Genomic DNA, 14,561 nt, shown 5'->3' on the forward strand with positions numbered 1-14,561 from the left:
TTTAACCTCTATTTCTATATTCAACTCATTTATCATCTAAATAAATGTGAGTTATATAATATCAATAAAGTTTGTCGCCCTGTTTAAATCAATCTAATAAAAATTTATTGACTTTTTGATACATTTTTCATTTCACAGTAGCAGTATCATTTTCTAAAATAATTTCTTGTGCTATTCTACAACCAATTTCATAAGCTGAATAATTAGTTTTTTTCAATCTAACTTTTAATCTATCTTTGATGCATTCTTCAAAATTATAATTATCTTCGTGTATTAAATATTTTTCTTTACAAATTGAATTATGTTCTACAACAATCAATTCAACTTCTCCTTCAAGGTCTCCATCTTTTCTAATTTCAAAGTTTTTATAACCATATTTAATATAATCCGAAAATTCTTCTTTTATTTCTTTAGTTTTCATATTTACACCCCACCTTTAATAAAAATCATCTTGTTTTTTTAATAAATATAATCTACAAACATAAATAAACTCACACAATAAAATTGAATTAAAAATAACTAATAAATAAATATAATCTACTAATATTAAATTTATTCAACAATTAATAAAATAAAATATACCCAAATAAATACTTAAATAATAAATTATTTGACTTAGAATATAAGAAATTTTATTTTGATACAAATTAACACACCACCTTTATAACCCTAAATACAAGTCATAACATAAATCAAACAAAAGCAAATATAACAATTCAAATACCTATAAGTAAAACATAATAAGTAGTATCACTTTGAAAAGAAATACCTAATAAATTACCAAATGAAATTTTATCTAAACCCAGGGTAAATAATTGATATAAAAATATTAATGTATTATTTCAAATTTCATTAAAACCCATTATCAAAGTCCCCCAAATAATAACTTAATGATTTTAATTAGACAAAAGAATATAGCTATTATAAAAACAAATAATACTATAGCTGATATAAAAGGTGGAAACTCTTTTCCAAAAATTATTTGCATAAAATCAATGTAAATATCTCAAACACTTTTATCTGGTTGATTCATGTAATCACTCCTTTACAAAAAAAGTAATAACCCTATATGACTAGTTAATTGGTTTCTAAACCCCGTGTATTAGTTTTCTCAAAGTTTCAATTCCAAGAACAATAAACATTAACACGATAGGTATTAATAGAATTGCATAAGCACCTAAATAATCTAAAAATCAACCTGTAAAAGATTTAGCTCAAGTTGCTAAAACTCCGGCTCATTCTTCAATTGATTTAATAATTGAACTTGTTCCTTGGTCCATTGCTAAAAACATATAACCACTCCTAATCTATATCTCACGACATATTTAATTAACTAGTCATATAGGGTTATTACCCCATAATTAATCTTTTTTATTCATACTATTATTGAATTCTTTAACTTGTTCAGGTGATAATGTTTCTTGTTTTCAAATTAATTTATTGTCAACAATTTCAATTATTCCTAACTCAATAAAAGAATTAATAGCGTCTCTTAATTTAACTTTATTCTTATTAGATAAGAATTTTTTACTTTTAAAATTAATAATAATAGTACCTTTTATTTGGTAAATTAATGTATAAATTTCTCTTGCTATTATTAAAGCAAATGTAATAAAAATAATTAAACCAATTGCTACACTCATTTTTATTCAAGTCCTTTCATTTTATTCAAGTCCTTTCATTTTATTTAATTCAATTTTATTTTGTAAATCTAAAGCTTCTGTTAATTTTAATAAACGATATAACAATTTACAAAAATCACATTTTAATTCATAAATTGCATATTCTTTATCACAAGTACAACCCATAGCTATACCTCCATTTTTTTATTTAATTCATTAATAAATTGATTAACATGTTTAATAATATCTTTAAAGTTACTAATAGAACTATAATCAATTTTTAATAAATGGTTTTTAGCTAATTCCTTTGCCTGTGGTCTTAAAACTATATTAGGTATATTTATTAAACTAGGTTGAGTAAATACCATAAATTTTAATATTGTTTTAATTCACTGCTTAAAAATAGCTTCTTTTTTTAGTTTTTTGTAATATTTATTAAATAATATTAAATTACTATTTTTCATAGATTTTAATTAAGTTTATTATTTGGAATAAGTGTGATATCTCTTACTTTTTTTCCATCATAAGAAATAATATGATCTATAATATCCATATTTTTTGCTTTAGATAAAGTTTGATAATCCTCTGGTTGACTTGATTCACCAACTCAAAAAGGTCTAATATCAGGTGTAATATTACCTTTATCTAAACGAATAATTTTACCTGAATAACCTTTCATAACTTCTTTTTTATCTGTTTCAAAGCTTGCTTCTTTAATTTCTAATATTTGTGAACGATACATATAATTCTCCTTGTTTAAAGTCTTATAGACTGATAACCAAAGATTTCCCTATTTAAAATTTTTTAACTATTTTAAAATTTTAGGCGGAAATCAAAATATTTTGATTTAATTTTAAAGCACTTAAAATACCTTAAAATTACATTTATTATATTTTTTTTTTTTTTTTGCAATAATTTATAAGTGAAATATTTATTTTAGGCGGTAAATATTTCATACTAAAGTACCTTTATAGGTGCTTTTTTTTCTTTTTTATCTGTTCCTTGATATTAACTAATAACTAATTGTTTATTAATAACGGCAAATGGCGCTAAAACGCTGGGTAACTAATTTATAACTAAACCTTTTTTATTTAAAATAATATCTTGTTCATGTTCTTTAATTTTTTCCCTACCTTTTTTCATTCAATATAAATATTTATCAGGTAAATAAGTGGCATAACCATCAATGATAGCTTGTCTCATTTTTATAGCTATATGAATGTATGGATCTAAATCAACTTCAAAATCAAAAATTTTTAATCTATCACAAACCAAACCAAACAAAAAATCACATTTACTACTTAATTTAAATGTATATAAATTTTCAGTTTTAATCATAAATTGAGTTAAATCATTAGGATTAATATTTAATACTCCAATTTTAGTTTTAGGATTAGAACAATTACTACTAAAATGATAAGACTTAATATTTAAATCATATTTATTTAAATCTTTTGAATCCAATTTATTTACTTTGCTCATATACTTAGATAGGTATTTAACTACTTTTTTTCTTCCTGTTGTTCCACCTTTTACTTTAACGTTTCAATTAATACCATGAGGTCAATAAGTAAGAATTATAGAGTTGGGAATATATACGTTTAATATTATGTGGAAGTGAACTGCTCCACGTTTTTGATATTCATATATAGATACATATTTTAATTCTTGGTTTTTACGAAATTTAGAACGTTTTTCACTATAAAATCAATATTTTAGTTTTTTAAAGAATAGCTGTAAGTCATATTTAGCTTGTTTAATATCTTGCATATTTGCTGCATATGTGAGAGTAAGAAATGATAGTGTTTTTTGGTTATAAAAGTTATGAAATGACTTTCTAATAAATCTACCTTTACTTCTAATTTTACTATTATTTAATTTTTCTTTATTTTCTCCAGTATTTTTAACACCATCTTTATTACGCAAATTACTCTCATAACTACTTAAAGGCAATATACTAGTCCTTACCATATCTCCATAATAAGTCTTTGAACAATAATACTCCATAAATAAACTTCTTTTAAAGAGTTTCCTTACACTAAAAAAACAAAAAATAAGTTTTAAATTAGGCGGAAACTTAATTTTTAATATAATAAATTTTATCAAATTTTTTCTTTGTCGTGTTGTGTTATTTTATCAAGAATATAATATCACTTTTTTGTATTTAGTTTAAAACAAAGGTCATATTACATATTTTATTTTTACATTTTCCATAAATAACTAATTTTAGTGTTTCAGCATTTTTATCATAAGTCATAAAGCTTTTGACCATTCCGTGTCCACTTGGACATCTAAGTCTTCTATTTACTAACTTAGAATTTAAACTATAGAAATAAGATCTCATTGTGTATATATAATAAGTCTCTTTTTTAAGTCTCATATTTTGATCTTCTATTTCATCTAAAACAATAAATCTTAAATCATTTATATCTTTTATTTTCTTTCTCATTTTTGAGTAAAGTCTTTCTTTACCACCTAAAAAACCATTTATGTGTTGTCTAAATCTTTCAAAAACATTTGTAGATTCTCCTACATAACAAAAATTAAGCTTATCATCTGAAATAGAATATATTAAATAGGTCCCTGGAACTTTATCACTTATTTGTTTAACATCACTGACATTTAAAGAAGTTCTAGTTTTAAGAAACTTATTAATTCTGTGTAACAAATAATCTTCAGATAATGATTTAACTTTAGGATCTCTTGAGTTTTTAATTTTATATACTAATTTGTATTGTGTTTGTAAGTCCATGTTATTTTACCTTTATGTAAATATTATAAATCAAAATAAAAAAATTCCCAAAAGGGAACTTTATTATATATTGTTTAATTATTCAACGATTGAAACAACTGTTCCAGCACCGATAGTTCTTCCACCTTCACGGATTGAGAATTTTGTACCTTGTTCAACAGCGATTGGTTTGATTAATTCAACAACTAATTCAACGTTATCTCCAGGCATAACCATGTCTGTTCCACTTGGTAAGTGAACTTCTCCAGTAACGTCTGTAGTTCTAAAGTAGAATTGAGGACGGTATTTGTTGAAGAATGGTTTGTGTCTTCCACCTTCTTCTTGTGTTAAAGCATAAACTGATGCGTTTAGTTTTGTATGAGGTTTAATTGTTCCTGGTTTTGCAAGAACTTGTCCACGCTCGATACCTTCTCTATCAACACCTCTTAATAGTGCTCCAACGTTGTCTCCAGCTTCAGCGAAGTCTAGTAATTTTCTAAACATTTCTAATCCTGTAACAACAACTTTTTTACTTTCTTCTTCAAGTCCAACGATTTCAACTTCGTCGTTAACTTTGATTACTCCACGTTCAACTCTACCAGTTGCAACTGTTCCACGTCCTGTAATTGTAAATACGTCTTCTACAGGCATTAGGAAAGTTTTATCTGTATCACGAGTTGGAGTTGGGATGTATTCGTCAACTGATTTCATTAGTTCTTCAACTTGTGCTACTCATTTAGCATCACCATTTAAAGCTCCTAAAGCAGATCCACGAACAACTGGTGCTCCGTCTCCGTCAAAGTCATAAGCTGATAATAAATCTCTAACTTCCATTTCAACTAAGTCGATTAACTCTTCGTCATCAACCATGTCACATTTGTTTAAGAAAACAACGATAGCTGGTACTCCAACTTGTCTTGATAATAAGATGTGTTCTCTTGTTTGTGGCATTGGCCCATCAGTTGCAGCAACAACTAGGATTCCACCATCCATTTGTGCAGCTCCTGTGATCATGTTTTTAACATAATCGGCATGTCCAGGACAGTCTACGTGTGCGTAGTGTCTGTTTTCTGTTTTATATTCAACGTGAGAAGTATTAATTGTAATACCTCTTTCTCTTTCTTCTGGTGCATTATCAATATTTGCGTAATCTTTGAATTCTGCTCCACCTTTTTCTGCTAATACTTTTGTAATTGCAGCTGTTAAAGTAGTTTTACCGTGGTCAACGTGTCCGATTGTTCCAATGTTAACGTGAGGTAAACTACGGTCAAATGCTTCTTTTGCCATGTTTTTTCATTCCTTCCATTTGGTTCTTATTTATTTTATTGTGACCAAGTGTCCTAATAATTATAAATAGATTTTCTTTAAAGTACAATACTTTTTTAATTTGATGAGTAGGTATTATTTACCTTGTTTTTTAATAATTTCTTCAGCAATGTTTTTTGGTGCTTCATTATAGTGACTGAAAATCATTGTATAGTTTCCACGTCCTTGAGTAAATGAACGCAACTCTGTTGCATAACCAAACATTTCTGATAAAGGAACTTTAGACTTAATAGTTTGTGCGTTCCCTCTTTGTTCCGATCCTTCGATTAGACCACGTTTTGATGAAATGTTACCCATTACATCCCCGTAGTATTCATCTGGTACAGTAACTTCAACTGACATAATTGGCTCTAAAAGAACTGGGCTAACTTTTTTAGCAGCTTCTTTTAATGCCATTGATGCAGCAATTTTATATGCCATCTCGTTTGAGTCGACATCGTGGTATGATCCATCAACGATTGTTGCTTTAACGTCTATCATTGGGAATCCAGCGATAACCCCGTTTTGTAAGGCATTTTCAAGCCCAACTCTAGCAGCATTGATGTATTCTTTTGAAATTTTACCACCAACGATTTTATCAACTCACTCAAACCCTTTGTCATGGTTTGGTTCGAATTCAATCACAACGTGACCATATTGTCCACGTCCTCCTGATTGTTTAACATATTTACCTTCAACTTTTGCTGAACCTTTAATTGTTTCACGGTATGAAACTTGAGGTGCTCCAACGTTTGTTTCAACTTTGAATTCTCTTTTTAGACGGTCAACAATAATGTCTAAGTGTAATTCACCCATTCCGGCGATAATTGTTTGTCCAGTTTCTTCATCTGTATAAGTTCTGAAAGTTGGATCTTCTTCTGATAATTTGTTTAATGATAACCCTAGTTTTTCTTGGTCAGCTTTAGTTTTTGGTTCTAATGCTAAGTGGATAACTGGTTCTGGGAATACCATTGATTCTAAGATAATTTCGTTTTTTTCATCTGTAAGAGTATCTCCAGTTGTTGTATCTTTTAATCCAACAGCTGCTGCGATATCTCCAGCATAAACTTCTTCGATTTCTTCACGGTTGTTGGCGTGCATTTTTAATAAACGTCCAACACGTTCTTTTTTATCTTTTGTTGCGTTTAATACGTAACTTCCTTTTGTTAATACTCCTGAGTAAACTCTGAAGAATGTTAATTTACCAACAAATGGGTCAGTCATAATTTTAAATGCTAAAGCAGCGAATGGTGCATTGTCTGCAGCAGGTCTTTCTGCTTCACTTCCATCAGGTAATATTCCTTTAATAGCAGGTACGTCTAATGGTGAAGGTAAGTAAGCAACAACAGCGTCTAATAATAATTTAACACCTTTGTTTTTAAATGCTGATCCAGCTAATACTGGGAAAAATTCAGCAGAGATTACTCCCTTACGAATTGCTGATTTTAATTCTGGGATTGTGATTTCTCCACCATCTAAGAATTTCATCATTAATTCTTCGTCATATTCAACAGCCATTTCAACTAATTGCGCTCTTAATTCTTCTGCTGTATCTTTTAAATCAGCAGGAATTTCGATTTCTTTTGCAATTTCGTCAGCAGCTCCGTCAAATCCTCATGCTTTCATTTCAACTAAATCAATGATTCCGCTGAATTGATCTTCTGCTCCAATTGGTAATTGAATAGGTGCAGCTTTTGCTCCTAATCTATCTCCGATTGTTTTTACTGAGTATAAAAAGTCAGCTCCTGTTTTATCCATTTTGTTAACAAAAACTACTCTTGGTACTCTATATGTTGTTGCTTGTCTTCAAACAGTTTCAGTTTGAGGTTCAACCCCACTTTGACCGTCTAATACAGCTACAGCTCCATCAAGAACTCTTAATGATCTTTCAACTTCAACTGTGAAGTCCACGTGACCAGGAGTATCAATGATGTTAAATCTGTGGTCTGCTCAGAATGCTGTTGTTGCAGCAGAAGTAATTGTAATACCACGTTCTTGTTCTTGTGCCATTCAGTCCATTTGTGATTCACCTTCGTGAGTTTCACCAATTTTGTGAATTTTACCTGTGTGGAATAAAATACGTTCTGTTGTAGTAGTTTTACCAGCATCGATGTGAGCCATAATACCAAAGTTACGAGTCATATCTAAACTATATTCTCTAGGCATATTCTTTTCTCCTTAATTTTCTATTATCAACGATAATGTGCAAATGCTTTATTAGCTTCAGCCATTTTGTGAGTATCCTCACGTTTTTTAACTGATCCACCAACTCCGTTTGATGCATCAATAATTTCGTTTGCTAATCTATCAACCATTTCTTTTTCGTTTCTTAATCTTGAATAATTGATTAATCATCTTAAAGCTAAAGTTACTTTTCTGTCTGTTGAAACTTCAACAGGAACTTGATAGTTTGCCCCCCCAATACGACGAACTTTTAATTCTAAATGAGGTTTAATGTTTTCAATTGCTTTATCAAAAACTTCAATTGGAGTAGTTCCAGTTTTTTCTTGAATTTTTTCGAAAGCTTTGTATAAGATGTGTTGAGCTGTTCCTCTTTTACCGTCTAACATAATTTTATTAACTGCTCTAGTAACTAGTTTTGAGTTATAAATTGGATCTGGTAACACGTCTCTTTTTTCTGCTTGATGTTTACGCATGGTTAGTTGCTCCTTTCTTTTTTAAATTGATAAAATGTGAATTACACTCTATTATTTTTTCTCTTTAGGTCTTTTTGTTCCATATAGAGAACGAGATTGCATTCTTCCGTTAACTCCAGTTGTATCTAAAGTACCACGAATTATATGATAACGAACCCCGGGTAAGTCTTTTACCCTTCCCCCACGGATTAACACAACACTATGTTCTTGTAAGTTGTGTCCTTCTCCTGGAATATAAGCTGTTACCTCCATACCGTTAGTTAATCTAACCCTTGCATACTTACGTAGCGCTGAGTTAGGTTTTTTAGGAGTCATAGTTGCAACCCTTGTACAAACACCTCTTTTTTGTGGTGCTGAAATTCTAGTAACTTTTTTTAATAAAGTGTTAACTCCTCTATTTAAAGCTGGAGCTTTAGTTTTTCATGTTTTTGCTTTTCTTGGTTTTCTAACTAATTGATTAATTGTTGCCATTTTTAAGGTTCCTCCTTTCCACAATACCGAGTGTATTGTAATCACACAAAATATATTATATATGAAAATAAGGGATTTATAATATTATTTAATAAAAAAACAGATATAAAACCTGTTTTATTAGTTATATAAAGCTATATTTGGCATGATATTGTCAAATACTTGTTGGTTCATCATACCTTCCTGTAGAGGGTAAACCAGTATTAATTCTAATAAATAAACCATTAAGTAGTAAGTGTTCATATATTCCATAAACATTTCAATTCTTTGATTTGAAAGATTATCTTCTTCTATAGCAGAAAGCCTTGTATATGTATTGTTATAATTTTGATTAAATTCTAATATATTTTCCATTAATCTTGCAAAAGCTGATTGTGCATCTTGTTCTGAAACTACTTTAAGGAAGTTGTTTAAAGGTTTAAATACTTCATGAGTATCTTCTTCTAATTTTAATTCCTTATATTTTTCTAGTAATTCATTTGTTTTTACCCCAAAAGCTTGTACTGCAGTTGCAACAATTATATCTATACTTCTAGAGTCATTAATAACTTGTTTTTCAATTTTTTCTTTTTCTAAATTTACATCAATTGAGATCAAGATTATTATTGAATTTTGAAGTATAGACATTAAGTGATTAAGAATTATTAATCTATCAGAGTTTTCATCAATAGGCATTCAATCTCCAAAAGTCTTATCGAATTCTTGACCAAATTTTTCAACTTCTTCTCTAGTTGAAAGTTGAGAGTTGTTTTTGATGAAATCTTCTATATTTGAAGGAACTTTAAATTCCTTTTCAATGTTTGTTTTTAAGTTTTCATAAACTGTATTTACTCTTTTGATAATTATTTTCTCGTAATTAATTGGTTTTATTGCTTTCATAAAAAATCTCGTTTCTATTTTTTTATATATAAGATAATCATACTACATTTGATATTATTATAAATAATAAGGGAGATATAAATATGGTATGAGGAGAATCAAATTCTAGAGACTTTCTTGACTGAGCCGATTTTTGTAGAAATAACGCAGTTAAAGAAAGAGGAATAAATACAGTAAATGGTCCGAACTTTGCATCAGATAAGAGTTCAGCACAGTACAAAACAGTTAAATCAACAATAATAAATACTATTCAAAATTATAAAAGTATAAGTGTTCAGCAACTTTATAATGTTTTGCCAACAGATGTAGTTGCAAACCCTACTTCAAAACACGTAATGCTTCAATTATATTTTGAAGATAATTTAAAAATACAAGGTCAAGCAAAAAATAACAACGATAGAGAATCTAATTTCGTACTTGTTTTTGTTAAAAAACCACAAACCCCGCAACCAGCACCAGTTAGACCATCCTCAAATCAACAAAGAGGTCAATCAAATATCGAAGAGTTAATAGATAATAACTGACAAGCAACTGGTAGAAAATTGAATTTTGACAAAATGGAGCGTGAGAATAGAAGTAATTTAAACATTAGTTTAAAAAGAGTTAATCCAGCAACCATAAATAGACCTGCTGAAAAACCAAATATAGATGTTAGACAAACAATAAAAGATAAGCCAGAACCAACACCTATACCAAGAGCAGAACCTAAGAGAGAAATACCTCCAGAAATTCAATCAAATATAACATACATTCAAATCCCTAAACCTAAACCAGAAGTAATAAAAGAAGAAGTTATAGCCCCAGTTAAAATGAATCTTGAATTTAGACCAACCCCCAACACTAAGGAAGTTGTTATTGAAGATAGAGTATTTTACGGTCTTACTGCCTTTGAACTTTATTACTTGGAAGCATTCTTAATAGATGCAGGCATAAAAGAGAAAGAACACCAAAGACAAGCAAAAATAACTAGAGACATTGTCAAGATTAGAGGAGATATAAAATATACTGAAGAAAAGCAAGACTCAAGCGGAATTAAAAAGATAATAGGTTTCTTGGGTTGCTTAACAATAATAGGTATTCCATTTGTTTTGGCGGCAAGCGGAAACAAAGTGAGAAAAAAAGCCAATAAAACTTATAAAGATCAACTTAAATCTAGGGGTTACAAATCATTAAAAGAAGAGCTAAAAACTCTTCACCCAAAGATAATAGAGTTTTAAAAAAAGAACCTTTCGGTTCTTTTTTTACATTTCTTGTTTTTTGTAGCTACTTTTTAATATTTTAGCTTCACTTATAATGTTTTTTAATTCGTTTTTTTTGATTTTAATTTCTAATTTAGCTTGTTTAACTGTTTCTTTACATTTTTCGATTTCAGTTTCTTTGTTATCTCTTTCAACTTTAAATGCAGCTAATTTTTCTTTTAGAGCTTCTTTTGTCATGATTGTTTCTCCTTGTAGATAAGATTTCCACTTATAAATATAAGTTTAATTCAAAATTTTATTATTGTCAAATCGGTTTTATTTCTTTTATTTTTGAAATTATTCTTGATTGTTCTTGTTTTGAAAGTTTTTCATGTTTCATTAAAACCCTTTCTTCTCTTGGATTTAAAATAAAACAATCAGTTACATTTTTTTTAGATGCATTTTCAAACATTTTTTTATAAAGGAATAGTTGTGCATTGTACTTTTCAACATAGTTTGTTCTACTTGTTTTCACATCCATTATATAAAATGTATCTTTAGATTTTAATATTATATCCACAGTTCCAATATAGTTGCAGTCATATCCCAAATATACAAAAGTTCTTTCTGAGTAAACGTGATCTATATCGTGTTTATATATAAAAGCGTTTAGCTCAGTTATTATTCTCTTTGCTATATTTAAATGGTTAGAGTTTTTACAATCTTTTACAACAAGATTCAACTTAAATTCTTTTCTTTCTTTAATTGAATCAGATATTATTTGGTGAACACATTCGCCTTGCTTCATTGAGTTTACAATGATTTCTTTTTTAATGAATTTATTTTGTAAATAAGGAAAACATTCTTCTAATATAATACTCACAAATGGTAATTCTATTTTATTTCCATTTATGAAGCTATTTAAATCACTAGGTAATTCTTGCACACCCTCTTTTATTAAATAGTTAAATTTTTCATCTCTCTCAATTAAGTCTGTTATATCGTAAATCATAAGTTATCTCCTACATATAACCTTAACAAAAAAAATAATGGTTACCCATTATTTTTGTTATAGTTATGTCTTGTTGTTAAAGAATCTATTATTGTTCTTGGACTATTGCTTTCCAATTCATTAACAACTTTAGAAATAGAATCTAATTGGTTAGTAATTTTTGTAAAGTCTTGAGATAATTGATCTCCACCTAATTTATTTCCTAAACTTTCGATTAAGTTTTCTAATTTAGCCATTCTTTCTTCAATAGAGTTTAGTTTTTCTAAATCTATTGCATTTATGTTCGCTTCGAATCTATTCAATAATTCTTCTTCTTTTTGAATAATTTCTTTTTTCTCTTGTTCTCTTTGATATGCATCATCATAACTTTCAAATGAATGATCTTCATCTTCGTTATCAAATGATTCAGGAACATTAGATTCAATTTTAACATTATTCATATTGAATGAGTCTTCTTCAATTTTTGGTGTTGAAGGAACTCCACCAAACATAGGAGAGTTGCTTCCTGATAAACCAAATTCTTCTTCATAATCAACTTCTGGTGCAAATGATACTGGGTTTTCAACGATTTCGTCAGCTCCCATTAAGTTTGCATCAAATGATGGTGGAGCAGAAACAGTTGTTCCTGGTGCAGCATTAGCAATAGCCGCTTGTTTTTCTTGTGCTTTTTTCATGTCTTTCATCATTACTTGACCAGCTAAATCTGGTTGATCAAAGTTGAAATCAGCATATATAGAGTCTTTATCAGCATCTGGTCTTTCAGATTCTGCTAATTGATTTAAATCCATGTTAACAGCTCTTGCCATTTTTGCTTTTAAGAACTCTTCTTCTAAACCACCTGGTTCAGGTTTTTTAGTTCCATGAACAACAGTTTGAGGTGCGATGAATTCATTTCTTCTTGCTTCTCTTTCTTCATCCAATTCTTCTTGATTAAAGTCCAATACCATATTTGTATGGAAAACAGGAAGAGTTGAAACAGTTGTTCCTGGAGCACCTTTTGCAATAGCTTCTTTCTTAGCTTGTGCTTTTTTCATATCCTTCATCATTACTTGACCAGCTAAATCTGGTTGATCAAAGTTTAAATCAGCATATATAGTTTCTCTATCTGCATCTGCAGGTAAATTAACTTCTGGTAATTGTTCAATTGTCATGTTAACAGCTCTTGCCATTTTTGCTTTTAAGAACTCTTCTTCTAAACCACCTGGTTCAGGTTTTTTAGTTCCATGAACAACAGTTTGAGGTGCTACGAATGTACCTAAAACTTCTGGTTGTTTTTCTGGTTCTTGAACAAGTAAATTTTCAGTTGGAGGTACAAATGTGAATGTTGGTGGTGCAGAAACAGTTGTTCCTGGTGCGGCATTCGCAATAGCTTCTTTTTTAGCTTGTGCTTTTTTCATATCCTTCATCATTACTTGACCAGCTAAATCTGGTTGATCAAAGTTTAAATCAGCATATATAGTTTCTCTATCTGCATCTGCAGGTAAATTAACTTCTGGTAATTGTTCAATTGTCATGTTAACAGCTCTTGCCATTTTTGCTTTTAAGAACTCTTCTTCAAGACCTTTATTTTTTGGTTTTGTTCCGTGAACAATTGTTTGAGGTGCTACGAATGTTTGAGGTACTCCTGGTTTATTTCCCCCTGAGTATCTATCGTGTAAACTTTCAATATCTTCATCTACAGAAGTAGATTCTTCTCCACCAAAAGCAGTTGTTGCTTCTGTTATTGAATTTGATTTGAAGTTTGTATCCATAGAATTTCCACCCTCTTGATTTTCTATAGTCATATAAGAAACATAATAACTTTCTGGTATTTTTAATTTCTTAGCTAATGAATTTACTTTCATAACATTGAAATTAAATTTACTTATAATTTTTGCTATTTCTTTCTCTCCAAGAGTAGGAATTTTTGCTTCAATTTCTTTTCTTTGAAGATTTAATTTCGCTTTATAAGTTTTTCATTTTAGATAATACTTCTTAGTCTTACCTTCTTTGTAGATATTTTCTAACTGTTCTTCAGTTAAATTTGGCAACGCAGAATTATCATTTACTTTTGTTTGATCATTTTCTTTTTGAAAATCCTCTTGTTGGTTTTTCAAATCTACGTTGCCAGTTAACTTTCCCTCTTTAGATACCTCTTTTTCAAATTTTCTTTCTTCTTTATAAATTGAAATTAAGTTTCTTTCTTCTGCATAGTTATTTAAAGCTTCTGAATCGAATAATACAGCTTCTAATAATACAAATGCAACTAATATTAATGATGAAACAATCACTAATATCATTTGGAATGTTAATAGTAACATTATTGCTGTTATAACCATTGTCACTTTAACAAATGGTTTTGATAATTTTTGGTGTTTTCTTAATCTTACTAATTCTAAGATTGAGATAACAATTAAAGTAATGGCTACAGCAAATATAACGATTGTTCAAATCATTATTGCAAGGCTGTTTCCTGAACCTAGAGCTACTTTGTTATTTAAGTTTGTTGGTCCATAAATTGGTGAAACCCCCTTAAATACAACTGATATTTTGTCTCATATTTGACCTAGTGGTGATTGTAGGGCTTGCCCTATAGCTGCTTGATTTTTTGACGAAGCAACAACAATCATAAATACAGATGCAGATCCAAACATTAATAATCCAGCAGCTGCTGTTAATGTTAATGATCATGCACATATAATTAATATTGCGAACATATTTTTTTCC

18 protein-coding genes are annotated in these 14,561 nt (G+C 29.1%); 1 reads left to right on the forward strand and 17 read right to left on the reverse strand.

Going from position 1 to position 14,561, the window contains the following annotated elements:
* Position 1: 1 nt before the first annotated feature.
* The 14 genes from AACL10_RS04415 to AACL10_RS04480 form a co-directional block, all read right to left on the reverse strand.
* Positions 2-421 (reverse strand): hypothetical protein, encoded by a 420-nt coding sequence (locus tag AACL10_RS04415; protein ID WP_338984957.1) that lies wholly within the window; start codon positions 419-421, stop codon positions 2-4.
* A gap of 441 nt (positions 422-862) precedes the next feature.
* Positions 863-1,033 (reverse strand): hypothetical protein, encoded by a 171-nt coding sequence (locus tag AACL10_RS04420; RefSeq protein WP_338984960.1) that lies wholly within the window; start codon positions 1,031-1,033, stop codon positions 863-865.
* Positions 1,034-1,088: 55 nt separating this feature from the next.
* A complete protein-coding gene (locus AACL10_RS04425; RefSeq protein WP_338984962.1) occupies positions 1,089-1,292 on the reverse strand; it encodes a hypothetical protein in 204 nt (67 codons plus the stop codon).
* Positions 1,293-1,361: 69 nt separating this feature from the next.
* On the reverse strand, positions 1,362-1,643 hold the full coding sequence (locus AACL10_RS04430) for a hypothetical protein (protein WP_338984964.1): 282 nt from the start codon (positions 1,641-1,643) through the stop codon (positions 1,362-1,364).
* Between the two features lie 21 nt (positions 1,644-1,664).
* Positions 1,665-1,808, reverse strand: a complete 144-nt coding sequence (locus AACL10_RS04435) for a hypothetical protein (RefSeq protein WP_338984966.1) — start codon at positions 1,806-1,808, stop codon at positions 1,665-1,667.
* Positions 1,809-1,810: 2 nt separating this feature from the next.
* The gene (locus AACL10_RS04440) at positions 1,811-2,086 is read right to left on the reverse strand and encodes a hypothetical protein (protein ID WP_338984968.1); all 276 of its coding nucleotides are present in this window, start codon (positions 2,084-2,086) and stop codon (positions 1,811-1,813) included.
* Between the two features lie 5 nt (positions 2,087-2,091).
* The gene (locus AACL10_RS04445; RefSeq protein WP_338984970.1) at positions 2,092-2,364 is read right to left on the reverse strand and encodes a hypothetical protein; all 273 of its coding nucleotides are present in this window, start codon (positions 2,362-2,364) and stop codon (positions 2,092-2,094) included.
* Between the two features lie 323 nt (positions 2,365-2,687).
* A complete protein-coding gene (locus tag AACL10_RS04450; protein WP_338984972.1) occupies positions 2,688-3,629 on the reverse strand; it encodes a rolling circle replication-associated protein in 942 nt (313 codons plus the stop codon).
* A 157-nt stretch (positions 3,630-3,786) separates the two neighbouring features.
* Entirely contained in the window at positions 3,787-4,374 is a 588-nt protein-coding gene (locus tag AACL10_RS04455; protein ID WP_338984974.1) for a GIY-YIG nuclease family protein, read from the reverse strand.
* A gap of 78 nt (positions 4,375-4,452) precedes the next feature.
* On the reverse strand, positions 4,453-5,640 hold the full coding sequence (gene tuf, locus AACL10_RS04460; RefSeq protein WP_338984976.1) for an elongation factor Tu: 1,188 nt from the start codon (positions 5,638-5,640) through the stop codon (positions 4,453-4,455).
* 114 nt (positions 5,641-5,754) lie between these two features.
* Positions 5,755-7,824, reverse strand: coding sequence for an elongation factor G (gene fusA / locus AACL10_RS04465; protein WP_338984978.1), 2,070 nt, complete (start codon positions 7,822-7,824; stop codon positions 5,755-5,757).
* Positions 7,825-7,847: 23 nt separating this feature from the next.
* Positions 7,848-8,315: a 30S ribosomal protein S7 gene (gene rpsG, locus AACL10_RS04470; RefSeq protein WP_101781047.1), complete on the reverse strand. Its 468-nt coding sequence runs from the start codon at positions 8,313-8,315 to the stop codon at positions 7,848-7,850.
* A gap of 51 nt (positions 8,316-8,366) precedes the next feature.
* The gene (gene rpsL / locus AACL10_RS04475; protein ID WP_338984980.1) at positions 8,367-8,786 is read right to left on the reverse strand and encodes a 30S ribosomal protein S12; all 420 of its coding nucleotides are present in this window, start codon (positions 8,784-8,786) and stop codon (positions 8,367-8,369) included.
* A gap of 120 nt (positions 8,787-8,906) precedes the next feature.
* Complete coding sequence (locus AACL10_RS04480) at positions 8,907-9,665, reverse strand: hypothetical protein (protein ID WP_338984984.1); 759 nt, start codon at positions 9,663-9,665, stop codon at positions 8,907-8,909.
* A gap of 83 nt (positions 9,666-9,748) precedes the next feature.
* Between AACL10_RS04480 and AACL10_RS04485 the strand changes: the two genes are divergently transcribed.
* Positions 9,749-10,882, forward strand: a complete 1,134-nt coding sequence (locus AACL10_RS04485) for a hypothetical protein (protein WP_338984986.1) — start codon at positions 9,749-9,751, stop codon at positions 10,880-10,882.
* A gap of 24 nt (positions 10,883-10,906) precedes the next feature.
* Here the strand turns inward: AACL10_RS04485 and AACL10_RS04490 are convergent, their stop codons facing one another.
* From AACL10_RS04490 to AACL10_RS04500, 3 genes are all read right to left on the reverse strand, one after another.
* Positions 10,907-11,101: a hypothetical protein gene (locus AACL10_RS04490; protein ID WP_338984988.1), complete on the reverse strand. Its 195-nt coding sequence runs from the start codon at positions 11,099-11,101 to the stop codon at positions 10,907-10,909.
* 61 nt (positions 11,102-11,162) lie between these two features.
* A complete protein-coding gene (locus AACL10_RS04495; RefSeq protein ID WP_338984989.1) occupies positions 11,163-11,855 on the reverse strand; it encodes a PD-(D/E)XK nuclease family protein in 693 nt (230 codons plus the stop codon).
* Positions 11,856-11,896: 41 nt separating this feature from the next.
* Positions 11,897-14,551 carry a hypothetical protein gene (locus AACL10_RS04500; RefSeq protein WP_338984991.1) on the reverse strand — a complete coding sequence of 885 codons (2,655 nt, stop codon included), beginning with the start codon at positions 14,549-14,551 and terminating at the stop codon, positions 11,897-11,899.
* Positions 14,552-14,561: the final 10 nt, after the last annotated feature.

This window comes from Spiroplasma endosymbiont of Diplazon laetatorius (assembly GCF_964019625.1).
Lineage (GTDB): Bacteria > Bacillota_I > Bacilli_A > Mycoplasmatales > Mycoplasmataceae > Spiroplasma_A.